This is a genomic window from Pauljensenia sp. UMB3104 (assembly GCF_030217285.1).
In the GTDB taxonomy this organism is placed as follows: domain Bacteria; phylum Actinomycetota; class Actinomycetes; order Actinomycetales; family Actinomycetaceae; genus Pauljensenia.
On sequence record NZ_JASONN010000013.1, the window covers coordinates 35,827 to 57,804 of the forward strand.

The 21,978-nt window shown below is 66.6% G+C and carries 22 protein-coding genes; 12 read left to right on the forward strand and 10 right to left on the reverse strand.

Annotated features, from left to right (window positions below; translation table 11 throughout):
* Nucleotides 1–8 precede the first annotated feature (8 nt).
* The 5 genes from QP415_RS07400 (at nucleotide 9) to QP415_RS07420 (ending at nucleotide 6,689) form a co-directional block, all read left to right on the forward strand.
* Nucleotides 9–1,010 carry a phosphoribosylaminoimidazolesuccinocarboxamide synthase gene (locus QP415_RS07400; RefSeq protein WP_285099581.1) on the forward strand — a complete coding sequence of 334 codons (1,002 nt, stop codon included), beginning with the start codon at nucleotides 9–11 and terminating at the stop codon, nucleotides 1,008–1,010.
* A 64-nt stretch (nucleotides 1,011–1,074) separates the two neighbouring features.
* A complete protein-coding gene (gene purS / locus QP415_RS07405; RefSeq protein WP_016460472.1) occupies nucleotides 1,075–1,356 on the forward strand; it encodes a phosphoribosylformylglycinamidine synthase subunit PurS in 282 nt (93 codons plus the stop codon).
* Nucleotides 1,353–2,060: a phosphoribosylformylglycinamidine synthase subunit PurQ gene (gene purQ / locus QP415_RS07410; RefSeq protein WP_048677320.1), complete on the forward strand. Its 708-nt coding sequence runs from the start codon at nucleotides 1,353–1,355 to the stop codon at nucleotides 2,058–2,060. Before purS ends, purQ begins: the two co-directional genes overlap by 4 nt.
* A gap of 69 nt (nucleotides 2,061–2,129) precedes the next feature.
* Complete coding sequence (gene purL / locus QP415_RS07415; protein WP_285099582.1) at nucleotides 2,130–4,487, forward strand: phosphoribosylformylglycinamidine synthase subunit PurL; 2,358 nt, start codon at nucleotides 2,130–2,132, stop codon at nucleotides 4,485–4,487.
* Between the two features lie 1,416 nt (nucleotides 4,488–5,903).
* The gene (locus tag QP415_RS07420) at nucleotides 5,904–6,689 is read left to right on the forward strand and encodes a CDP-alcohol phosphatidyltransferase family protein (protein WP_285099583.1); all 786 of its coding nucleotides are present in this window, start codon (nucleotides 5,904–5,906) and stop codon (nucleotides 6,687–6,689) included.
* A 223-nt stretch (nucleotides 6,690–6,912) separates the two neighbouring features.
* Here QP415_RS07420 and QP415_RS07425 read toward each other — a convergent pair whose 3' ends face one another.
* Nucleotides 6,913–7,821, reverse strand: a complete 909-nt coding sequence (locus QP415_RS07425; RefSeq protein ID WP_285099584.1) for a cytochrome C oxidase subunit IV — start codon at nucleotides 7,819–7,821, stop codon at nucleotides 6,913–6,915.
* A gap of 101 nt (nucleotides 7,822–7,922) precedes the next feature.
* Between QP415_RS07425 and QP415_RS07430 the strand changes: the two genes are divergently transcribed.
* Nucleotides 7,923–8,291, forward strand: coding sequence for a sterol carrier family protein (locus tag QP415_RS07430; RefSeq protein ID WP_048674941.1), 369 nt, complete (start codon nucleotides 7,923–7,925; stop codon nucleotides 8,289–8,291).
* 43 nt (nucleotides 8,292–8,334) lie between these two features.
* Here the strand turns inward: QP415_RS07430 and QP415_RS07435 are convergent, their stop codons facing one another.
* Complete coding sequence (locus tag QP415_RS07435) at nucleotides 8,335–8,613, reverse strand: DUF4235 domain-containing protein (protein WP_016460466.1); 279 nt, start codon at nucleotides 8,611–8,613, stop codon at nucleotides 8,335–8,337.
* 142 nt (nucleotides 8,614–8,755) lie between these two features.
* Here QP415_RS07435 and QP415_RS07440 point away from each other — a divergent pair, with 142 nt between their 5' ends.
* Entirely contained in the window at nucleotides 8,756–10,039 is a 1,284-nt protein-coding gene (locus QP415_RS07440; RefSeq protein ID WP_048674944.1) for a hypothetical protein, read from the forward strand.
* A gap of 25 nt (nucleotides 10,040–10,064) precedes the next feature.
* Here QP415_RS07440 and QP415_RS07445 read toward each other — a convergent pair whose 3' ends face one another.
* Nucleotides 10,065–11,384, reverse strand: a complete 1,320-nt coding sequence (locus QP415_RS07445) for a DUF4921 family protein (RefSeq protein ID WP_048674947.1) — start codon at nucleotides 11,382–11,384, stop codon at nucleotides 10,065–10,067.
* 19 nt (nucleotides 11,385–11,403) lie between these two features.
* Nucleotides 11,404–12,282, reverse strand: a complete 879-nt coding sequence (locus QP415_RS07450; protein ID WP_285099585.1) for an aldo/keto reductase — start codon at nucleotides 12,280–12,282, stop codon at nucleotides 11,404–11,406.
* 144 nt (nucleotides 12,283–12,426) lie between these two features.
* On the opposite strand from QP415_RS07450, the gene QP415_RS07455 reads away from it, so the two are divergent.
* The 5 genes from QP415_RS07455 to QP415_RS07475 all read left to right on the forward strand — a co-directional run bounded on the left by QP415_RS07455 (nucleotide 12,427) and on the right by QP415_RS07475 (nucleotide 18,141).
* Nucleotides 12,427–13,251, forward strand: a complete 825-nt coding sequence (locus QP415_RS07455; RefSeq protein WP_048674953.1) for a hypothetical protein — start codon at nucleotides 12,427–12,429, stop codon at nucleotides 13,249–13,251.
* Between the two features lie 392 nt (nucleotides 13,252–13,643).
* Nucleotides 13,644–14,252: a PadR family transcriptional regulator gene (locus QP415_RS07460; RefSeq protein ID WP_016460461.1), complete on the forward strand. Its 609-nt coding sequence runs from the start codon at nucleotides 13,644–13,646 to the stop codon at nucleotides 14,250–14,252.
* Nucleotides 14,249–14,986, forward strand: coding sequence for an ABC transporter ATP-binding protein (locus QP415_RS07465; RefSeq protein ID WP_016460460.1), 738 nt, complete (start codon nucleotides 14,249–14,251; stop codon nucleotides 14,984–14,986). Before QP415_RS07460 ends, QP415_RS07465 begins: the two co-directional genes overlap by 4 nt.
* Nucleotides 14,987–15,006: 20 nt before the next feature.
* Nucleotides 15,007–17,709, forward strand: a complete 2,703-nt coding sequence (locus tag QP415_RS07470; protein WP_285099595.1) for an ABC transporter permease — start codon at nucleotides 15,007–15,009, stop codon at nucleotides 17,707–17,709.
* A 9-nt stretch (nucleotides 17,710–17,718) separates the two neighbouring features.
* The gene (locus tag QP415_RS07475; RefSeq protein WP_285099586.1) at nucleotides 17,719–18,141 is read left to right on the forward strand and encodes an RNA-binding S4 domain-containing protein; all 423 of its coding nucleotides are present in this window, start codon (nucleotides 17,719–17,721) and stop codon (nucleotides 18,139–18,141) included.
* Nucleotides 18,142–18,296: 155 nt separating this feature from the next.
* Here the strand turns inward: QP415_RS07475 and QP415_RS07480 are convergent, their stop codons facing one another.
* The 6 genes from QP415_RS07480 to QP415_RS07505 form a co-directional block, all read right to left on the reverse strand.
* Nucleotides 18,297–19,022 (reverse strand): hypothetical protein, encoded by a 726-nt coding sequence (locus QP415_RS07480; protein WP_285099587.1) that lies wholly within the window; start codon nucleotides 19,020–19,022, stop codon nucleotides 18,297–18,299.
* Nucleotides 19,019–19,453 carry a DUF2510 domain-containing protein gene (locus tag QP415_RS07485; RefSeq protein ID WP_016460456.1) on the reverse strand — a complete coding sequence of 145 codons (435 nt, stop codon included), beginning with the start codon at nucleotides 19,451–19,453 and terminating at the stop codon, nucleotides 19,019–19,021. Before QP415_RS07485 ends, QP415_RS07480 begins: the two co-directional genes overlap by 4 nt.
* A gap of 116 nt (nucleotides 19,454–19,569) precedes the next feature.
* Nucleotides 19,570–20,265, reverse strand: a complete 696-nt coding sequence (locus QP415_RS07490; protein ID WP_016460455.1) for a hypothetical protein — start codon at nucleotides 20,263–20,265, stop codon at nucleotides 19,570–19,572.
* On the reverse strand, nucleotides 20,262–20,504 hold the full coding sequence (locus QP415_RS07495; protein ID WP_016460454.1) for a hypothetical protein: 243 nt from the start codon (nucleotides 20,502–20,504) through the stop codon (nucleotides 20,262–20,264). The genes QP415_RS07490 and QP415_RS07495 overlap by 4 nt, the downstream gene beginning before the upstream one ends.
* 85 nt (nucleotides 20,505–20,589) lie before the next feature.
* Nucleotides 20,590–21,288, reverse strand: a complete 699-nt coding sequence (locus tag QP415_RS07500; RefSeq protein ID WP_016460453.1) for a hypothetical protein — start codon at nucleotides 21,286–21,288, stop codon at nucleotides 20,590–20,592.
* Entirely contained in the window at nucleotides 21,285–21,893 is a 609-nt protein-coding gene (locus tag QP415_RS07505) for a DUF2510 domain-containing protein (protein ID WP_285099588.1), read from the reverse strand. The genes QP415_RS07500 and QP415_RS07505 overlap by 4 nt, the downstream gene beginning before the upstream one ends.
* Between the last annotated feature and the right edge of the window lie 85 nt (nucleotides 21,894–21,978).

Here is a 21,978-nt window from a genome sequence, read left to right on the forward strand (position 1 = left end):
GGAACACTATGACCGCCACCCTCCACGGCTGGACCCCGCTGAGCGCGGGCAAGGTTCGCGACATCTACGCTCCCGACGAGGCCGTGGTCGGCCCCGCGCCGCAGACCGCCACCCCGGCGGGACGCCCCCGCCACGCAAAGGCAGGCCCGGAGGCGCTGCTCATGGTGACGTCGGATCGCATCAGCGCCTACGACTATGTCCTGCCGACGCTGATCCCCGGCAAGGGCGCGGTCCTCAACCAGCTCGCCATCTGGTGGATGGGCCAGCTGCGTCCCCTCACGGAAAACCACCTGCTGGCCGTCGGCACGAAGGCCCCGGCCGAGGCCTCGCGCGCCCTGGAGGGCGCCCAGCCCACGCGTTTCACGGTTCCTGCCGAGGTGGACGGGCGCGCGGTCGTGTGCCGCAGCCTGCACATGATCCCCATCGAGTGCGTCGTGCGCGGCTACCTGACCGGCTCGGGTCTGGCCGAGTACCGCCAGTCTGGTTCCGTGTGTGGCATCGCTCTGCCCGAGGGCCTGACCGAGGCCTCGCGCCTCGAGGAGCCGATCTTCACGCCGGCCGCGAAGGCCGAGCTGGGCGAGCACGACGAGAACATCACCTTCGAGCAGACCGCCGAGCGCATCGGCGAGGAGCTCGCGGTCGCGATCCGCGACCTGTCCATCGCCCTGTACAAGGCCGCCCGCGACATCGCCGCCGAGCGCGGCATCATCATCGCGGACACCAAGTTCGAGTTCGGTATTGACGTGACCACGGGCGCCCTCGTGCTCGCCGACGAGATCCTCACCCCCGACTCCTCGCGCTTCTGGCTCGCAGACCAGTGGGTGGAGGGCCAGGTGACACCGAGCTTCGACAAGCAGTACGTGCGCGACTGGCTGGTTTCCGAGCAGTCCGGCTGGGACCGCGCCTCGGGCGCCAACCCGCCCGCGCTGCCCGAGTCCGTCGCAGCCGCGACCGCCGCGCGCTACGTCGAGGCCTACCGCCGACTCACCGGGTCGGACCCCATCCTGTAAATTGACTTGCCCGCCGGGCAAGATGCACGGCGGGATCCTCACCAACAACACAAGGAGGAACGCCGTGGGGCGAATCATCGTGGAAGTGATGCCGAAGCCGGAGATCCTGGATCCCCAGGGTAAGGCTGTCGGTTCGGCGCTGCCCAGGCTCGGAATCACGAGCTTCGAGGCCGTGCGCCAGGGTAAGTGCTTCCACCTGAGCGTGGACGGTCCCGTCACCGACGAGCTCCTGGAGCAGGCCCGCAAGGCCGCCGAAGAGGTCCTGTCCAACCCGATCATCGAGGACGTCGTGCGCGTCGAGGCCATCGACGAGGCCGACGCCCGTTACGCGGGAGGCGCGCAGTGACCCGCATCGGAGTCGTCACCTTCCCGGGCACCCTCGATGACCGCGACGCCGCCCGTGCGGTGGAGATCGCTGGCGCCGAGGCCGTGTCCCTGTGGCACAAGGACGCCGACCTGCACGGCGTCGACGCGGTCGTGATCCCCGGCGGCTTCTCCTACGGCGACTACCTGCGCTGCGGTGCGATCGCCGCAACTGCCCCCGTCATGAGCGAAATCGTGCGCGAAGCCGGACGAGGCCTGCCCGTCCTGGGCATCTGCAACGGCTTCCAGGTCCTGTGCGAGTCGCACCTCCTGCCCGGCGCGCTCATCCGCAACGACCACCAGAAGTTCCTGTGCCGCGACCAGGTGCTGCGCATCGAAAACGCGGACACCGCGTGGACGCGTGCCTACAGCGCCGGCGACACCATCACCGTGCCCCTCAAGAACGGCGAAGGCAACTTCCAGGCCTCCCCCGCCGAGCTCGAACGACTCGAGGGCGAAGGCCGCGTCGTGTTCCGCTACGTCGACTTCAACCCCAATGGAAGCGCCAACGACATCGCGGGCGTCACCAACGCCGAGGGCAACGTCGTCGGCCTCATGCCCCACCCCGAGCACGCGACCGAAGCCGGTTTCGGCCCGCTCTCCCTCGGACCCGACGGTGCCAGCCACCACGGCGGCACCGACGGCCTGGGCATCTTCCGTTCCGTCCTCGCATCCCTCGTCGGCTGACGACGCCACCGCGCCCTCACCCGTGAGGGAGCCCCGGCCTCGTCCCAGACCTTTCGAATGGAAACACGAATGACCTCCGAAAACACCCGCGAGCTGCCCGACACCGTCGAAAACGCCGCCGCGACCCCCGACCAGGACATGCCCTGGAAGGAACTCGGCCTCAAAGAGGACGAATACCAGCGCATCTGCGACATCCTCGGGCGCCGACCCACCAACGCCGAGCTCGCCATGTACTCCGTCATGTGGTCCGAGCACTGCTCCTACAAGTCCTCCAAGAAGCACCTCGCCGAACAGTTCGGCGCGCGCACGACCGACGCCATGAGGAAGAACCTCCTCGTCGGCATGGGCCAGAACGCCGGCGTCGTCGACATCGGCGGCGGCTGGGCCGTCACCTTCAAGGTGGAGTCCCACAACCACCCGTCCTTCGTCGAGCCCTACCAGGGCGCGGCCACCGGCGTGGGCGGCATCGTCCGCGACATCATCTCCATGGGCGCCCGCCCGATCGCCGTCATGGACCAGCTGCGCTTCGGCGCCGTCGACCACCCCGACACGGCGCGCGTCGTCCACGGCGTCGTCTCCGGCGTCGGCGGCTACGGCAACTGCCTGGGCCTGCCCAACATCGGCGGCGAAACCGAGTTTGACCCCTCCTACCAGGGCAACCCCCTCGTGAACGCGCTGTGCATCGGCAAGCTGCGCCACGATGACATCCACCTGGCCAACGCGACCGGCGAAGGCAACCTCGTCGTCCTCTTCGGCGCGCGCACCGGCGGCGACGGCATCGGCGGCGCGTCCATCCTCGCCTCCGAGACCTTCGAAGACGGCATGCCCGCCAAGCGTCCCTCCGTCCAGGTGGGCGACCCCTTCATGGAGAAGGTCCTCATCGAATGCTGCCTCGACCTGTTCGAGGCCGACGTCGTCCAGGGCATCCAGGACCTCGGCGCCGCGGGCATCTCGTGCGCGACCTCCGAGCTGGCCTCCAACGGCGACTCCGGCATGCACGTCGACCTCGAGAACGTGCTCCTGCGCGACCCCACGCTCACCGCGGGCGAGATCCTCATGAGCGAGTCCCAGGAACGCATGATGGCGATCGTGACCCCGCAGGATCGCGAGCGCTTCTTCGAGATCATCGACAAGTGGGACGTCGAGGCCGCGGTTATCGGCCACCTGACCGGCGACGGCCGCCTGACCATCGACCACCACGGCCACCGCATCGTCGACGTCGACCCGAAGACCGTCGCCCACGAGGGCCCCGTCTACGACCGCCCCTACGCGCGCCCCGCGTGGCAGGATGAGCTGCAGGCCGCCACCTCCGAGGACCTTGCGCGTCCCGCCACGCGCGAGGAGCTCATCGCCGACGTGCGCGCCGTGCTCTCCGACGTCAACCAGGCCTCCAAGGCGTGGGTCACCGACCAGTACGACCGCTACGTCCAGGGCAACACCGCCCTCGCCCAGCCCGACGATGCGGGCGTCATCCGCATCGACGAGGAAAGCGGCCTCGGCGTCGCCCTCTCGACCGACGCGAACGGCTGGTACACCAAGCTCGACCCGGCAGCGGGAGCCCGCCAGGCCCTCGCCGAGTCCTACCGCAACGTCGCCGTCGTCGGCGCCGAACCCGTCGCCATCACGGACTGCCTGAACTTCGGCAACCCCGAAGACACGGACGCCATGTGGCAGCTGGTGACCGCCATGACCGCGCTCGCGGACGGCTGCATCGAGCTCGAGATCCCCGTGACCGGTGGCAACGTGTCGCTGTACAACTCGTCCGGCACCGAGAAGGGCCTGCCGAACTCGTCGATCAACCCGACGCCCGTCATCGGTATGCTCGGCATCCTCCCCGACGTCACGCGCGCCAACCCCTCCGGCTTCACCGAAGAGGGCCTCGCCGTCATCCTCCTGGGCACCACCCGCGAGGAGTTCGACGGGTCCGCGTGGGCGCGCATCGCCCGCTCGCACCTCGGCGGCCTGCCGCCCGAGGTCGACCTGAAGGCCGAGGTCGCCCTCGGTAACGTCGTGCGCGCGCTGAGCGCCGCCGACGGCCCGGACGGCCGACCCATCGTGCGCGCCGCCCACGATCTGTCCAACGGCGGTCTCGTGCAGTCGCTCGTGGATTCCGCGCTGCGCTTCGGCATCGGCGGCGTGTTCGACGTGGCCGGGGCTGCTCGCCGCGACTGCGTCGGCGACCATGAGATGCTCCTGTCCGAGTCCCAGGCCCGCGCCTTCGTCGCGGTGCCCGAGGCGGCCGTCAAGGCCGTGTTCGCGGCCGCCGAGGCCGAGGGCGTGGATGCCGTGCGCATCGGCACCACGGGCGGCGACATGCTCGCGATTAGCGGCGTCGACCTGCTCGCCGCCGAAGGCGAAGGCTGCGGCTGGATCGCCTCGATCGACGAGCTGCGCGAGCTGAGCGAGACCGGACGCAAGTATTTCTGAGCACTCGCGTCTGAGTTGTAGCGTCAGGGGGCGCGGGCCTGCGGGCTCGCGCCCCCTGTGCTGTCCTTTGTCTGTTGTCCGTCGGCTTGTTGTGTGGCCGGGGCCTGGGTTGCTGCATGTTGCCCAGTTGTGGCTGTCAATCATCAATTTCGCATGCAATTCCCCCGCGACTATTTCAAACCATGAATTTGTCACGTTGGAATTGCAACGTTTTCTGGGTTTGTTGAAATTTGGTCCAATCGAATTGCATGCGAAATTTGTTTGGCTGGGGTCTTGCCGCCGTCTGAGCAATTTCGCACGTAATTCCCCAGCAGCTTGTTCAAACATTGAAATCAGTTCGTTGGAATTGCAACGTTTTCGGGTGGTCTCGAAAAGTGACCGTGGGAAATTATGTGCGAAATTTGTCTGGCGTTAGCCCCGCCGACCCATGCTGGCCCTGCCAACCGGCCGCAGCCTGCACCGCAGCCTGGCCCTCCGGTCCCTCCGGACCCTACGGCGCCCTCGACACCAGTTGGGCTGGGTCGCTGATGGGTAGTGCACGGGAGGGCCTACGTCTGCGCGCGCGAAAAAGTTCGCCCCGCGCGCTCAAAATGGCCCAAATTCGGCGTTTTTATGCATGCTGGGCGAACTTTTTCGCGGAAGAGCCGCCGGAGGGGCCGTGCCGGGCGAACTTTTTCGCGGAAGAGCCGCGGGAGGGGCCGTGCTGGGCGAGTTTTTTCGTGCCGACCGGTGCTGTGCCCAGTACTTGTAGGCGATGCGGCGCACTTCGGGCTGGCTGCGGTGGGGGTTTTGCACTACACGAAGCCTTCTTGCGGCGTGTCGCCAGCGTGTCGGACCCCCGTGTCGTGCAATTCCCCCCGACTGGTGACGGCGAGGCCGCGGTTTGCAGTGCTGGGGCGCCCAAACCGCAGACCACCTCGGTGAAAAACACTGAAAACGGGCTGTTAGTGGCGAGGTGGTCTGTGTTTTGGGCGCAACGGTGCCTGTCGTGGCGTGTTGCGCGCACGCAAACCCGCTATGTGGAGTGTGGTCGGGGCTGCCCAGGCGCGTATTAGCGGGTGAACGTGCGCATGAGAGGGTCCACGTGGCCACCTGTCGGGTTAACGTGCGAGTTAGAGGGCCCACGCGCAGGTCATCGGGTTAACGTGCGCATTGGTGGGCCCGCGTGCGCATTGGCGGGCCGGGGCCACCACCCATCGGACCGGGGTGTGTGCAAGCGCAAACACAATCTCGCCAGGAACCGGCCAGGACCGATTCGAAGTGTCATCAATTTGCAGTCGCGGTGCATGGGGACGACGCGCGGCAGACCTGTGACAACGCTCCGAAGCCATGCCATATGGTCGAAGTCCTACTAAAAGCTCGTCAATCTTTGGCATACTGAGGGGCGGAAATTATCCGCCACGACAGGAGCTGTCCGTGCCTGAGCAAAACGTCCCCACTGCAACTGAGCAGGCTACTGCAACTGAGCAGGCCCCGGCCTCGTCGGAGGCTGCCGCCAAACCCAGCCTGGGCCGTGTGATCGCCGCGTGGGCGGTGCACGCGTTCACTATCTCCGGACTCGCGTGGGCGACGCTCGCGCTCTTCGCGATGCTCGACAATAACATCCCGATGATGTGGCTGTGGTTCGCCATCGCGCTCATCGTGGATGGCGTCGACGGCACGCTGGCCCGCAAGGTCGGCGTTCGTCAGGTGATCCCCTGGTTCGATGGCGGTGTCGTCGACAATCTCGTCGACTATCTGACGTGGACGTTCCTGCCTGCCCTGTTCATGGCGATGTACCTGCCGTTTGGACCCAAGCCCGTCCCGGTCATCATGATGGTCGTCATCATCGTTTCCTCCGTGTTCTGCTACGCGAACGACGGCGAGAAGTCGAACGATAACTACTTCGTGGGCTTCCCGGCGGCGTGGAACTGCGTGGCGATCGTCATGTACGTGCTTCAGACTCCCGCGTGGGTGAATATTGCGGCGACGATTTTCCTTGCGATTATGACGCTGGTACCGCTGCACTACACGCACCCGGCGCGCGTGAAGCGCTTCCAGATCCCCAACATCATCGGTGCGGCCGCGTGGATTGTCGCGTGCGCGTACCTGGTGGTCGTCTACCCGGTGCAGCCCCTGTGGACTCTGATTCTGTTCTGGGTGGGCGGCGGCTGGTTCATGATCGCGGGCTTCATTCGCACGGCGACCGGCGAGGACAAGTAATCTCCTCGTCACGAACGAATACGAACGTCCCCCGGGCCTTGCGCTCGGGGGACGTTTGTTCTTGGCGGATCCGCTGTCGTGCAGGCGGGGTTGTCGCCGCGACGGCGACGAGGCCGGGGCGGGGTGTGCGATGCCCGGGGGCGAGGCCGTGGTCGGGTGGTTGTAGCGGGCGACCGGGGCCTCCGGCGCCCGGAACACCAGCGGGACGTAGCCGCTGGCGCGCCTACAGTTGCTCCGCGAGGCCTTTCTTGACGGCGCGGTCGCGCCGGTAGCGGAAGACTTCGAGGAAGATCCCGCCGAAGAAGATGCAGGCGATGGCGGTCCAGACGCCCGGGGGAGCGTGGCGCCCGTACATGAGGAAGTACACGTAGGGGGCGAGGAAGGTGACGGCCGCGGTGGCCGCGCCGACGATGCGGTGCCAGAGTTTTTGGCCGGCGACCATTTCGATGAGGCCCCACGTGTAGGGGATCGCGGTGATCATGTCGATGGCCCACAGGATGCGCCAGTCGCCCCGGAAGTGCGGCACGTACATGACGGGGACGGCGCGGGCCATGGAGTAGACGAGGACGACGACGTAGGCGATGAATTTGGGGTTGCGGCACAGCTTGAGGAAGCCGGCGCGTTCGATGATGGAGGCGCCGACGGCTCGCGAGGCGTGCGTCGCGTGCGAGGAGGTCGTCAGCGTGTCGAGTCCGGCCATGGCGACGCGCATGAACTCACGCTGTTCGTCGCTGCCGGATGCCCAGTGTTCGAGGAGCTCGAGGGGGGACATGGCGACGGGCGTGTAGCCGTCGTGCGCCACTCCGGCCTCGTGGATGATGTCGGCGCCGAGGGCGTCGCGCAGCCGGGGGAGGTCGCGTGTGGGGATGTCGGCGATCCACAGGCGTACGCGGCGTTGGATGGCGTCGTGGAGTTCGTGGGAGAGGGCGTGCCCGGCGGCGGAGTGGGGCGAGAAGCCTTCGGCGGCGATGTCTGAGAGTGAGCCGGGAACTTCGACGATGCGGGTGGTGAGGTCTCCGGCGCGGTCGACGCCGGAGATGGCGATGATGGTGGCAGCGTCCCACTGGTAGCTGCGCGCGATCTCGAGGTCGAGGATCGAACGCAGTGTGATCAGGGAAGCGGTGTCACTCACGTGGGGCCTCTCGTTGGAAGTTGGACACAACCATTGTGCCTGACAAAGTGGTCGGATTGCACGCCCGGAGTGGGTGTGGTCGCGCCGCGTAGAATCGGGGTATGGCGAAACGACGGATTGACCCGGGTGAGGGAATGGTGGCGCTGCGCTCGTGGCGCGACGCGGTGGAGCGCGGCGAGGAGCCGTCGCGTGCGGTCGTGTTGACGGCGGTCCGCTTCACTCTCGAGGAGCTTGGCATCTTGCATCCGGGGCGCGCGGTCGAGGTGCGTGTGCCTCCCGCGGGCGCGGTGCAGATCCTGCCGGGGACGACTCACCGGCGTGGCACTCCGCCCGCCGTCGTGGAGACTGATCCGCGCACGTGGCTGTCGCTCGCGTGCGGGCTCCTCACGTGGGACGAGGCCGTGGCAGGGTCTGCGGTGAGCGCTTCGGGTGAGCGCACGGACCTGGGGCCCTTCCTGCCGCTCGTGTGAGCAACAGGGCAGGTGACGAGGCAGGGGCCTCGGTGTGTGGGGCTCAGGCCTCGAGCTGGGGGATGCCGAAGCGCGCTTCGAGCTTGGGGGCGAGCCACTTCTGGGAGCCCTTGTAGGCGTAGCGCTGGGCGACGGCCGCGATGGCGGCGGAGGAGGCTGCGAAGAGGACCAGCGAGGCCATGGTGACGTCGTCGGCGTCCTCGGCGGGGATCGGTCGGCCGGTTGCGATCTTCCAGCCGGCTTCGAAGAGCTTGGAGGCGGCGAAGGCCGCTCCGGCGATGACGACGGTCGTGGCGACCTTTTCGATGGTGGCTGAGTCCATGGTTGCCTCCTGGCGTGGGGGGGTGGTTGTCCCTTCGCGCGTGCGCGTGCTTCCATGATGCCCCACGCGGGGCTCTTGCGCGAGGGCCACGGGCGTGCTGCCCTATGCTTGAACGGTAGTGTCCCCGTCAGAAGGATTCCTCATGGCTCGCGCCCGCTCTGTTTTTGCGTTGTCGGCCCTCGCTGTTGCGGCGACGACGGTGGCGGCTTGTTCGCCGTCCGTGTCCTCGAGTGCGCCTCGGGATCCGTTTGCGTCGCCGATTGTGCCTGGCCAGAGTGCGCGCGCGTCGTCGAGCGCGGCCGGGCATGGCACGATTGATGCGCCGACCCCGCGTAGCGGTTCGGGCACGGTGACGGTCGCCCTGGTTGGTGGCGCGCAGCTGCCGATGGAGACGGCTCAGGAGTTTACGAAGGCGACCGGTTTTACGGTGGCGGCTGTGCCGGTGGACAGTGTGGATGAGCTCGCGAAGACGAACGCGGACGTTGTTCTGGGTCTCGATGGCGCGGACGCGTTGCAGGCGAGCGCGTCGGGCGCGATTGCGACTGTCGCGCCGCAAGATACGGTGACGCTGTCGGGTACGGCGGTGGAGGGCGCGGCTGGCGCGGTCGCCTACGGCCGCGATGATGTCTGCGTCATCGCCGACAAGTCGTGGATGAGCGCGAATGGGCGTCCGTTGCCGACCTCGTTTGGTGATCTGACGTCGCCGCGTATCCGCGCGCTGCTCGCGGTCCCGGACCCGGCCTCGTCGTCGGTGGGTCGCGCGTTCGTGCAGGAGGCGGCCGCGCAGACGGGCGAGGGCTTGGGGTCGTTCGCGCAGTCTCTGAACCCGCGTGTGGACCCGTCGCTGGGAGCGACGGTGGGCGCGTGGACCGCTGGCGCGCACGTGTCCGATGGGTACTTGTCCGAGGTCGTGGGTGCCTCCGCGGGAACGTCGGGCGCGTATCCGCTGGTTGTGGCGCCGCGCTCGCTGGCTGCCGCGGCCGCGACGAACACGGGTGCGGACTCTTACGGCACGCCGATTTCGTCGACGTGCATTGCCCGCATCATGTACGCGGCGGCGACGGGGTCGTCGGCTTCTGATGGCGCGGAGTCGCTGATTGCTTGGCTGCAGGGGGAAAGCGCTCAGCGTTCGTTGGCGACGACGGGTGCCGCGTATCCGATTGATGGTGCGCTCGCGGCCGACACGAAGGCCAGTTGGCTCATGGGTATCACGGGCGAAGCGGTCGTCGCTGACGAGACGGTGGGTTCACTGGATGCGCTTGATGCTTGGCTGGCCACGTGGTCCTCGGCGCTGGCCGCGCCTGCACCCACCCCCTCGCAGACTCCTGCCGCCGACGCGGGATCCGATCCCGGCGCGTCCAACGCAGGGCAGGATCAGGCGCCCTCGGATGAGACGGGCGACGGCGATCCGGGCGACGAGGAGTAGCCCCGCCGCGCCCCCACGAGTCGAGTCAGCCTCGCAGCATTGCGGGGCTGACTTTGCATTCCTCCCCGATGCGCATGGGGGCGATGAGGCCCGCTTCGCGTAGTTCGAGGAGGCGCGGCACGGTGCGTTCGACGACCTTCCACGGGTCGATCGTGTTGAGGTAGATACGCGTGCCGCCCTCGAAGCCAGCGAGGGTCGAGATGCGCCACTTGAGCAGGATGCGCCAGCGCATGGGGGTGGAGACCGTGGGCGGGCGGTGGTACCACTCTTCGTTCGCGGGCACCTCGACGCCGGTTGCGGCGTGCGCGGCGTGGAGGATGTCCGAGATGCCTCGCATGGCCTCGGGGCTGACCTCCCAGGGGTTGGCGGCCTTGCCGAGGGGCCAGATCGCGATGCCGGGGAAGCGGTGCCCGAAGCCGGCGAGGGCGACGGCGTGCTGGTTCTGCGCGATGAGGAGCTTGCGCGTGGCCGCGACCGTGAAGATCTGGTCGTAGATGTCGGGCTGGGCGCGCAGGCGTTCCAACTCGGCCTCGGTTTGCACGGACAGGTCGTCGATGGCGACAAGCTGCTTGTGGAGGTGGTCGAAGGACGCGCCGGCGGGGCGCAGCCAGTTCTGGAAGGTGGCGACGTAGCGCACGGCGGGGTCGAGGTCGTAGAGGTCGCGCATCGAGCGGGCCGTGTAGGCCGTGTACTGCGCATGCTCCTCGGGGGTGAGGGTGCCCGACCCGGCCAGCTGGTGGGCCTCGGTGGCCCCGTCGACGTAGTGGCGCCTGCCGATGATGAGGTCGTGGCCGCCGGAGAAGAAGCCGTTGGCGGCCTGCAGGCGCGCGGTTTCGCTGGTGGCGGTGAACTCGCCCTCGCTCATGCCCGAGGCCAGCATGCGGGCGCGCACGACGTTCATGACGTGCTCGTATCCTGCGTCCGAGGCCAGGTAGTGGGCCATGCGGCGTCGGTCCGCCTCGGAGGGGACGTGGCCGTGGTTGAGGTGCCAGTAGTTGTAGGAGACGATCTCGAACAGGTTCGGGATGCGTCGGAACTGCGCAACCGTGTCGGTCAGCTGGTCGGCACCCAGGGCGTCCAGCTGTTCCCAGGACCCGTCCTCGTGGCGCACGAGGCGCGACTTTTCGGGAGGGGTTTCGAGGTAGCGTCCCGAGCAGAACGCGCAGTGGTGCCCGTCGGCCTCGTGGTCGATGGGGTTGTGATCCGCGTGCGGGGCGGTCAGGGGCCGGTTGCCGCGGCCCGGAACGGTCCACACCTCGGTGCCCGTGAGCAGGTTTTGCTGTTTGACGGTGCCGTCGGCCAGTCGGACGATGGCGCGGTCGGCGCGCGTGAGCTTGGAAGCCATACCTGTATCGTACCCGCCCTCAGAGTCGGTCCATCGTGGCCGGATGCGATCCCGTGCGCCCGGCTTCGCCCTCGTCCAGCGCGTCGATGCGCGCGCTCTGTTCGGGGGACAGCGAGAAAGAGAAGAGATCGAAGTTGGTGGCCATGCGCGCTGGGCTCAGTGTCTTGGGGAAGACGACGTGGCCGCGGTCGAGGGCCCAGCGCAGGGCGACCTGGGCGGGGCTCACGCCGAGCTGGGTCCCGATCTCGATGAGCGTCGCCTCGGTGACGGCGCGTCCGCGCGCGAGGGGGGACCAGGCCTCGAACACTATGCCGAGTCCCTGCGCGTAATCGCGCAGCGCGGCGTTGGGCAGGAAGGGGTGGGCCTCGACCTGGAGGACGTGCGGGGCGACCGTGGCGACGTCTCGGACGGCCTCGATGTGCTCGCGCTCGTAGTTCGACAGGCCGATCGCTCGCGCGCGGCCAGCAGTAAAAGCGTCTTCGAGGGCGGGCCAGGGCAGGGCGACGTCGCCCCCGTAGAGCGTGGGCAGCGGCCAGTGCACGAGGAGGAGGTCGACGTAGTCGGTACGCAGGTCCACGAGGGAACGCTCGATCGAGGCGGCAGCCCGCTCGGGTTCGTGGTTGGAATTGTCGACCTTCGTGGTGACGAACAGGTCCTCGCGGGCGATGCCCGAGGCCTCGAGCGCTGCCCCGACCTCGGCCTCGTTGCCGTACATCTGGGCGGTGTCGATGTGGCGGTACCCGACCTCGAGGGCGCGGCTTACCGCGTCGTACGCGTCCTCGGGTGCGACCTTGTAGGTGCCGAAACCGAGCACGGGGATGGGCGTGCCCGTCGGGAGGGTGAGGGTCGGAATCGGGGACGAGGCCGGGGCGGGGCCTGCGGGATGCGGGGTGTTCATCGATGAATCCTCCTAGTCGCCACCAGTGTAGCCTCCCGCGTCGGGGGCGGTCGCGGTCGGCGCTCGCGCTGGCGGTCGGTGTGCCGTACCGTTGTCCTGGTTTCGGCGCCGCGTCGGTGCCCGTTCGAGTACACAGGAGAAATCATGATCAATGCATGCGAGACGGAGGACGGCGTCGTCTTCGATATGAGCGAGCTGGAGTGCGACGCGCTGCGCTCATACGCCGATGGGTTCCTCGCCGACCCCGCGCATCCTTTTGTTGAGGTGCTGCGCAGCCAGGGCCTCGTCGTCGGCGATACTCCTGTCCCGCACCTCGCCGCGGTCCTCGATGGGTTCGCGCAGGCGACGAAAGTGCTCACCGCCTGGGTCGTCGCTCCGGCCGGATGTCGCCTCGTCACCTTCTTCGTCGGCCCGCGCTCCGTCGTCGTGTCGCGGTGTGACGATGAAGGTATGTACGGCGGCGAGGAAGACATGCTGTCGGTGTGGGCGATCGATGTTGCGCAGCTGAGGGAGACGTTCCTCGAGCTCAGCGCCTTGGGAGAGCCGTCGGGCGAGGGGATTGTGCCGACGGCGGTGCCGGAGGTGTTCTTCACGGCCCTGGAACAGGGCGACGTCCCACAGATCCTCCTGCAGGTGCCGAGGGTTGCTCGCGAGATCGCCGAGGTGATCGATGCCGAGGTCGACGAGGCGACGGGAGCCTTCTGGGCGGACGTCGCGGACGAGGCGTGGGTGGTGCTTGGCGTGCGGGTCGTTGATGCGGTGTCGTACCCGGATCTGTCGGGCGAGAGCTGGCGATTGCTCGCCACCAGCGAGGAGGTCTGCGAGGTGCTGGCGGGCGTGGAGTTCGCCGAGCTGTACCCCGACGAGGTGCCCTTGCTGGCGGATAAGGATGGCGAATTCAGGGCGGCTGTTGCGCCGTCGTCGCCGGAGGTGCTCTGGGAAGATATTGAGGACGTTCTCGCCGAGTAGGTCCCCGCGTGAGCGATAGATCTCAAAATTTGAGACTGTCGGCTGACAAATAATTTCTGTCCCAATGGTCAGAGCGCCCTCGGGGGCGGTTTTTCCTGGTTTTGGAAGACGTTCGCCTCGACTTTGGAGGGCTCTGGCTGTTTGACGGGTGCTTTGTTGGAATATCACTGAAAAACTTGAAAAAGGCATCTGCAACGTGGTTGGCACTTTTATTGGTGTCACGGTCGATTTCCCTGATATTCCCCGTCATTTCGGGAACCCCTGTCTAACTAGCTGGTAGGGTTTTTGTTAGGTAACCCACCGCCGATTCCCCGCTCTAACAACGATTTTGGCGTACGATAGATACTGTTCAACCACGATCGTCTACACGTCCAGACAACGAACGGAGAGTTATGTCGGTTCGCAATGCCCTGCTGGCGCTTGTTGCGCAGCAGCCCGCCGGTGTCTACCGCCTGAAGCAGATGTTCGAGGAGCAGACGTGCGGAGCATGGCCGCTGAATATTGGCCAGGTCTACCAGACGATGCAGCGCCTCGAGCGCGACGGCCAGGTTGTGTCTCACGCTGAGACCAACGCGGGCCGTGATTCCGAGGTCTTCGAGCTGACTGATGCTGGCCGCGATGTCCTCAACGCCTGGTGGTCCACCCCCGTTCCCCGCGAACATCCCGAACGTGATGAGCTCGTTATGAAGCTCGCTGTGGCTGCCGCCGATCCCACGGTCGACGTCGAGGCCATGATCCAGACCCAGCGTCGCTCGACCCTGGGCTCCCTGCGCGATGTGACCCGCCTGAAGGCTTCGGCTGATGAGGGTGAGCTCGCGTGGAAGCTCATTCTTGAGCGTCACATCTTCGACCTCGAGGCCGAGCTCAACTGGCTCGACCACATTGAGTCCGGTGCGGTCTCCGAGGCCGCGCGTCGCGCCGCCTTCGCCGCTGCGAAGGGTCGCTCGATGAACTGGGCTCAGGCTGAGGCCGGCATTTCGGAGCGTGCCGGGGTGCGATGAGCCAGCCTGTGCCGCTACCGATCAGGATGGCGGGTGTCGGACATGAGTTCGGCGCTGACGGCGTCCGAGTGAGAGCGCTCGACGGGATCGACCTTGAGGTCGCACCCGGCGAGCTTCTCGCTGTTATGGGTCCCTCCGGCTCCGGTAAGTCGACGCTGCTGTCGATTGCCGGTGGCCTGGAGCGTCCGACCCGAGGGCATGTCTATATCAACGGGGTTGACCTGGCGGCCCTGGATAGCGTTCATCGTGCCGAGGTTCGTCGTCGGTCGATTGGATACGTCTTCCAGGATTACAACCTGATCCCCTCGCTGTCGGCCCTCGAGAACGTTGAGATGCCGCTGCAGCTCGATGGTGTGAGTCCCTCCAAGGTGCGCGAGGCCGCGATGGCCGCGCTGGAGGAGGTGGGCGTTGCGGACCTGGCGGATCGTTTCCCGGAGCTCCTGTCCGGTGGCCAGCGCCAGCGCGTCGCAATCGCCCGCGGACTCGTGGGTAACCGCTCGGTCATTCTTGCTGATGAACCGACGGGTGCGCTCGATTCTCACACTGGTGAACAGATCATGTTGGTGTTGCGTGATCACATTGATGCCGGTGCAGCCGGTATCCTCGTGACTCATGAGGCCAGAATGGCCGCATGGGCAGATCGGACTGTCTTCCTGCGCGACGGTCGCATTGTCGACCGATCGAGGGGGGATTCGCTGAAGGATCTGCTGGCAGACACTGCACCAAGGATCTGATGAACCGACTCAGCACACGGATGAGGCGATGGGGAGTAGTACTCCGCATCGCCTCTCGTGATGCGCGCCAAAGCCTGGGCCGTACGGCCACGGCGGTCTTCTTGATCTCCCTGCCGATCATCATTGCGATCGCGGCGATCACCTTCTGGGACGTCACGACCTCGCAGCGTTACCAGGCCTCGTCGTGGCTCGGCCACCGCAGCGACGTCCAGGCGGTGACGCTGCACCGGTCGTCGACGGCCATCGAGCAGGACTTCACCGCGGACCGCCTGTCGAAGACGGCCTCGAGCGACGAGGTCTCGGTGTCGATGGACACCCTCCAGAACTGGCTGCCCGAGGGCGATCAGCTGATCGCCGTCGATACGCTCTACCAGCTGCGCCTGGAAAAGGCCGACGGCACGGGCTTCACGGTCGATAACGGCACGCAAACGGCTTCGCTGGAGGCGCCGCGCGTGAACGCGGGTGGTAAGAGCGGGCCTTTGGCCGCAGGCCATGCCGTCATTTCCGAGGACGTGGCCCGGGCCCTGTCGGTGAGCGTCGGTGACTCGGTGAACCTGTCCCTGACAATCGCGAAGGAACGAGCGACTCAGTCCCTGAAGGGCAACGTCGTGATCGACTCCATCATTGGGGGTTCCGAACGCGCGATTATCGGCGACGGGACGCTTCCGATTGACCGCCTCGCGGTCGCGGGGCGCACGCAGACTGCCTGGTTCGTGACGGGACCGACGCCGGTGTCGTGGGAAAAGATCCGCGAGCTGAACGCGTCCGGTTTCTCGGTCCTGTCCCGCCAGGTCCTGGCAAACCCGCCCGACGCCTCGGCCCTGCCCTCGCAGATCGCCCAGTACGAGGTCCCCCAAAGTACTCGGAGCGCCAACCCGTGGCAGTACCTGCTGCTCGTTGCCGGTATTCTCCTGATCCTCACGGAGATGATTCTGCTCATCTCGCCGCTGTACACCGTTGCTCAGCGCTCGGTCATGCGCACGGCTGCCATGATTGTCGCTAATGGCGGTGACCGCACCGACGGCCGTCGCCTCACGATCGCCCACGGCGTGATCATCGGCCTCTACTCGGCTGTGTTTTCCGCGGTCTTCTCAGCGGCCGCGATGGTGGGAATCGGCATGTGGTCGGGCCTGGGTATTGGCATCGTCCCGTGGTGGCCCCTCGCGCTGTCCGTGCTTCTGCCGGTACTCCTATCGCTCATGGCGTCGGTGTCACCGGCCCACACGACGTCCCATATTGACACCTCCGCCGTTATCGGCGGTCGCGTGTGGGAGCCGTCGCGCCTCGTGCGTCGCCGCATGATCTACCCGTTGGCGCTTCTGGCGGGTCTGCCACTCCTCGGTGTGGCCGCCTGGTTCGGTTCGGTGCTCGCTCTCGTCGTCGGTATCGGCCTGCTGGAGGCGGGTCTGATCGGCTCGATCCCCTACATCTTTACCCGGTGGCGCGTTCCCAACCGCCGCGCGTCGATGAGCATGCGCCTGGCGCTGCGCGACGCCGTTCGCAATGGCCACCGCACCTTCCCGGCCATGGCCTCGATCCTGACGACGGTGTTCGTGGCGTGCGGTCTGCTCATCACCCTGTCTTCCTCGAACGAGGCCGGCTGGAACTCGCGCCCGCACGTGGGGCAGCGGGGCCAGGTCTTCGTGTCGACGGTTGACCGCACGGATTCGGTCAAGCGCTCGCGCGACCTCATGAAGTCGGCTGTTGATGCGGTCGACGGCCAGCGCGGTGTCACCTCGCAGGCGACGCTGAACGGCTTGGCGTGGAATAGCGGCCCGGGTGGCCCGACCACGATGGTCGAGGCGGTGCACCCGTACAACAATTCGACGTTCACGATGTCGACGAACATGGGCACCATGACGGAACTGGACGTGGCGTACATGGTTGATGACGGCACGTATCTGCGTCAGGCTGGGTACTTCAGCAACGAGGACGACATGGTGCGTGCGATCGCTACCTTGAACGCCGGCGGCGTCCTCATTCCCGACCCGGACTACATCGATGGTGCGGGCCAGGTGACGCTGCGGAGCCTCGACATGAGTGCCATCGCGGAGGCGAAGGCGGCGGGAGCGTCGGACGATAACCTGCCGGACGCCAAGGTGACGACCGTCCAGACCTTCGTTGCCTCGCCCCTGACTCGCGTCAACGTCATCGTGCTGTCGCCGACTGCGGCGTCCTACCTCGGACTCCAGGTGCGGCCTCTGGGTGAGCTCCTCACCGTCGATCATCCGGTGAGCCCCGTCGATGCTCCGTCGTTCCAGGCGACGATTGCGCGCCAGGTGCCCGGCGCCTCGGCCCAGGTGATCGTGCCGACGATGCGCTCCCTTGTCCTGCCCTACGTCGCGGCGCTTATCGCGGTTGTTGCCGCGGCCGCCACGGTCGCTCTCGTTGTGGCGCTGTCGGCCTCGGATATGCGCCCCGACCTCGATACGCTCGATGCGATCGGTGCTGCCCCCGCGATGCGTCGCCATGTGACGACCTGGCAGGGCGTTGTCCTCGCCCTGAATGCGATCCCGACGGCGGTCCTCGCCGGCCTCGTTGTCGGCGTTCTTGCCGTCATCACGTTCGCTCGCTCCCGCATCTTCCCGACCCTGACCACGCTGTGGCCGGTCGTGCCGTGGGGTGCGCTCCTGGGCATGCTCATCGGCATACCGATCCTGTGCGCGCTCGTCGCGATCGTCCTGACGCCCCGCCACCAGAAGCGTCTGCGTCGCATCAACTAGGGGACGCCGATGAGTCAGACCCCCGACGACGTCGTAATCCCCGCCGGCGCGCTCGCATCGTCGTCCGTGCGCGTCGATACCTGGCTGTGGGCGACCCGTCAGCTGAAATCACGTTCCCAGGCGACGGCCGCCGTGCGCGCTGGGCACGTGCGCGTGAACGGGGAGCCCGTCAAGGCGGCCTACAAGGTGCGCGTGGGTGACGAGGTGCGCCTGCGCATTGAGGGATTTGACCGCATCCTTGGGGTCGTCCTGCTCCTGGCTAAGCGCGTCTCCTACCCGCAGGCGCGTACCGCCTACGATGACCGCACGCCGGAGCGCCCGCGCGTGCATATTCCCGTCGCCATGCGGGAGAGGGGCAGTGGGCGCCCAACCAAGAAGGAGCGTCGCGAGCTCGATAGGCTGCGCGGCTACGATTCCCACGAGCACTACTAAGCTCATCGACGAGGCCGGGGCCGGCCCGGTGGGGTGCGTGCGGGGGTGTCATCGCGGCTGAGTTGCTTCCGGGGCTCGACCGACAAGCGTCGGCTGCGGATGCACGAACCCCGCCGCCCACGGGGCGACGGGGTTTCGCGTGTCGGAGCGCCGCGTTACTCGTTCGGGTAGAACGATGACACGGTGATCTTGTAGTACTCGCCCCAGGTGGGGTCGTAGGGAGCCTCGATCAGCGTGCTGCCGTTACCGCTGCTGTCCAGGGTGACGATTGCGACGTTGTTGATGTCGTGGCCCTTCGACGTCAGCGCGTTGTTCGTCGCGCGCACGGTCATGTCGAGCGTGACTGTCGTGGAGGAGAAGGACGCGAGATCCTTCTTGATCGTGTCGTTTGCCTTAACGGTCGCGGTGCACGTGATCTTCGTGCGTGATGCATTAATAGTGCACTCGCTGGTGGTGTCGAAAGCCGAGTTGGGATCGTTGTTAGCAACGAGGTCACTAATGGTGACCTTCTTCTGGCACTGCTGATCGACAGCGTGCTGAGCCGTCTCGCTCACGTCGAGGTAGAGCTGACGTAGCTCGTCGAACTTCGCGACATTCTCGGGTGTGATCTGCGAGCACCAGTAGGAGGCGAGCTCCTGACCGGCCTGCTCGCGAGTCGCCTGGGCCTCGTCGCGCATGTTGGTAGCGGACTTGGCGGTCATCGCAGTCGCAACAAGCATGGCGATCGTCAAGACTGCGAGGAGCGCTGCGACGATGAAGGTGACGCGGTTGAAGATGGACAGGCCCTTGCTCTTAGCGGGCTTCGTGGTGGCCGCGGTCGCGGTGGGAGCCTCGGTGGCTGCGGTGGCCGCGGGGGACGCTGCGGTGTTCAGGTCAGTCACTGGATTGCCTCCTGCACCTTCTGGAGCTCACTCTTTGCGTCATCGAGGATGGACTGAGAATGCGCGACGTCCTCGCGCGCCTTTCCGTGCATGCCAGTCGCAATGATGCTCGTGCCCAGGAAGAGGACGACGAGGAGCGAGGCGATGACGGCGAGGGCGATCTGTCCGCCGGTGGCCTTGGTGGCAGGCGTCTGGGCCACGGGGGTGAACTGCACCGTGGTGTCGGTGGGCTGCGGCACGGCCTGAGCGGCGGTGGCCGCGGTCTCGCCGGTGGCCGCGGCATCGCCTGCGGCGTTCGGGGTTTCGGAATTCGTGGCGGTGTTGGAAATGGGCGCGGCCTGGTAGCGGTCGGTCCACTGCGCACCGTCCCACCAGCGCAGCTGGTCGGTTCCTGCAGGGTCTGCGTACCAGCCCTGGACGGGGTTACTCACGAGGAGGCTCCTTTCACTGTGTCCCCCTCATTCTATGGGAGCATCAATTTTATTGATTCGGTCAGTGATTGGCTTCACGTGAATAGGGGGTAGCGGGACCTCGTTCGATTCTGGTGTTACTCGTTTGGGAAGAAGGAGCTCACCTGAATGTCGTACGCGCTGCCCCAGCTGGGGTCGACGGGAACATCGAAGGTCACGGTCCCGCTGCCGCTCGAATCGAGCGTCACGGTCGCGACGTTGTCGATGACGTGCGGCTGGGTTACCAAGCTCGTCTGGGTGTCCGCGACGCGCATGCGCAGGGTCGCGGTCGTTGACGGATAGTTTGCGAGTTTGAGCCGCATCGTCGTTGGACTGGCGTTCACGGTAGCGGTGCAGGAGGCGGTGCCCTGCGACTCGTTGAGGGTGCACTCGGGATCGACCGTGAAGTCGTACAGGGGATCCGCGCGGCGGATAATTTCCGCGATGGAGACGCGCGCCTTGCACTGTCGTTCGATCTCCGCTTTGAGGTCATACGACGCTGCGTCGTAGTCCTTGTACAGGTCGGGCACCTTCTCGGCGTTGTCCGGGATGATCTGGTCGCACCAATTGGCGGCCTTGATCTCGAGCGTGCGCTTCTTAGTCTTCTCCGTGTCGTTTGTGAGCTCGCGGACCTGAGCGCTGCGGGAGGCCGCCAGCGACAACAGGGCGACGGTTGCGACCGCGCTGATGACGACGATGATGGCCATGATCCAGTTGACGATGCTCAGGCCTCGGCTCTTCGTCGCGACCTTTGTCGCCGGGCGAAGGGAGGTCGGGGAAGAATTCTCGCTCACTTGCCCGCGTCCTTCGCTTCCTGGAGGTCCCGCTCGGCCTGATTGTAGGTTGATTGAGCGCGCTGGAGGTCCTCCCCGTCACGGACGTACACGCTGCCGGCCAGCACGGCGCCGACGACGAAGAAGAACGCCAGGAGCGCCAGGATCGCGGCAGTGACGATCTGCGAGGCGGGCGGCTGCGCGGTGGGCTTGGCCGCCGCGGGTGTGGCCGCAGCAGGCACCTGACCGGGGTTGCTCACGGGGAGGCTCCTTTCACTGTGTCCCGCCAATTTTAGGTCAGCGCCAATTGGTGGAATCTGTTCAGTGATGGGCCTCACGTGTTTGTCAGAGGCTGGTCGGCCACCAGGAGGTCATGGTGAACCCGCACTCGGTCTTGTCGGTCATCGCCGGGTCGTACGGAACGGAGATCGTGAACGTAGCAGGGGTTCCCGGCGTGAGCGTGACAGTTGTGGTCCCCTGGTAGGGGGAGGAGGGGTTCAGGGTCGTGCCCTTGTCGAGGGTGTAGCCGGAAATCGTCAGTTCGAGCGGCCCGAGCGAGGAGATGGGGCTCGCGGAGTTCAAGGTGATGGTGCCGTTGATCGTCGTGGTCACCTGGTCGGTCGTGCACTCGGGGACGCCGGGGCTGAAGGCGGCGTCGGCGCCGGCGCCGGCGCGCTGCGCGTTGGCGAGAGTCTCCTTGGGGGCGCATTCCTGGTGAATGGCGTCCTTGACGGCCTGCGTCGCCGAATCGTAGGTCTTGATGGCGTCGCGGATCGAGGCGGCCGTGTCGCGGGTGACGGAATCGCACCATGCCTTAGCGTCCTTGTGGACGTTGGCGGCGTCAAGGCGGGTCTTCGCGTCGGTGATCTGCTGGTCGACCGCGGCCTTCTCGGATTGCGCCTGCTCGGCCTGCGCCTCGTAGCTGGACGCAGAATGCGAACGCCAGACGTTGATGCCGCCGACGACGGCGGACAGGATGATGAAGATGACCGCGAGGGCGGCTCCGGCGACGGTCGCTGCGCGCAGTGGTGCGGGTGCGCTCACTTGTTGGCCTCCTCGATCTGGCGGTTAATGTCCGCGAGCGTGGACTGCGCGGTGTCGAGCTCCTGCTGCGCGGTTTCGGCGCGGCTCTTCGCGTCATCGTGGATGCGACCGCTGGCGCCCAGGTGGGACCATGCGAGAACGAGGACCGCGATGAAGACGGCGACAAGCATCCAGGAGGCGACGCAGCCGAGTGTCCACTTGAGGGTGCCCGAACGCTTCGGGGTCTCCTGGGAGGGCTCGGATTCGTCGGGCATCGGGATCGGGGCAGCGCCTGCCTCGTCCATCGACGAGGCGGGGGTGGGCTCCCACGCCGCCGTCTCCTCGGGGGAGGGGGCGGGTACGGTGTCCTCCCAGTACGAGGGTTCCTCGGGGGAGGGGATCGGCGGGACCTCGGCAGCGTCCTGAACCGGCGCGTTCGCCGCTACCTGCTCCTGCTGAGCGTAGTGCTGGGCCTCGTCGTAGGCGGGGATTGCCTCGGCGGTCTCAGACTGCGCGGGGGTCGCCTCGTAGGGTTCGACGTATTCCGTCCAGGCATGACCGTCCCACCAGCGCAGCTGCGCGGCACCGGTCGGGTCGGCGTACCAGCCTTCCGCGGGTTCGCTCATCGTGATTCTCTCTCCCGTGTCGTGTCAAAACCGAGGGTATGGTCAGGGAGTCTAGTCGCCGCAGGGATGGCGGGCAACTATATGC

Excerpts from the sequence above, each read along its gene's own strand:
- QP415_RS07465 (WP_016460460.1), top strand. The coding sequence starts at position 14,249 with ATGAGCCAGCCTGTGCCGCTACCGATCAGGATGGCGGGTGTCGGACAT.
- QP415_RS07450 (WP_285099585.1), bottom strand. The coding sequence starts at position 12,282 with ATGAACACCCCGCATCCCGCAGGCCCCGCCCCGGCCTCGTCCCCGATT.
- QP415_RS07400 (WP_285099581.1), top strand. The coding sequence starts at position 9 with ATGACCGCCACCCTCCACGGCTGGACCCCGCTGAGCGCGGGCAAGGTT.
- QP415_RS07475 (WP_285099586.1), top strand. The coding sequence starts at position 17,719 with ATGAGTCAGACCCCCGACGACGTCGTAATCCCCGCCGGCGCGCTCGCA.
- QP415_RS07440 (WP_048674944.1), top strand. The coding sequence starts at position 8,756 with ATGGCTCGCGCCCGCTCTGTTTTTGCGTTGTCGGCCCTCGCTGTTGCG.
- QP415_RS07470 (WP_285099595.1), top strand. The coding sequence starts at position 15,007 with ATGAGGCGATGGGGAGTAGTACTCCGCATCGCCTCTCGTGATGCGCGC.
- QP415_RS07455 (WP_048674953.1), top strand. The coding sequence starts at position 12,427 with ATGATCAATGCATGCGAGACGGAGGACGGCGTCGTCTTCGATATGAGC.
- purL (WP_285099582.1), top strand. The coding sequence starts at position 2,130 with ATGACCTCCGAAAACACCCGCGAGCTGCCCGACACCGTCGAAAACGCC.
- QP415_RS07435 (WP_016460466.1), bottom strand. The coding sequence starts at position 8,613 with ATGGACTCAGCCACCATCGAAAAGGTCGCCACGACCGTCGTCATCGCC.
- QP415_RS07460 (WP_016460461.1), top strand. The coding sequence starts at position 13,644 with ATGTCGGTTCGCAATGCCCTGCTGGCGCTTGTTGCGCAGCAGCCCGCC.
- QP415_RS07445 (WP_048674947.1), bottom strand. The coding sequence starts at position 11,384 with ATGGCTTCCAAGCTCACGCGCGCCGACCGCGCCATCGTCCGACTGGCC.
- QP415_RS07430 (WP_048674941.1), top strand. The coding sequence starts at position 7,923 with ATGGCGAAACGACGGATTGACCCGGGTGAGGGAATGGTGGCGCTGCGC.
- QP415_RS07505 (WP_285099588.1), bottom strand. The coding sequence starts at position 21,893 with ATGAGCGAACCCGCGGAAGGCTGGTACGCCGACCCGACCGGTGCCGCG.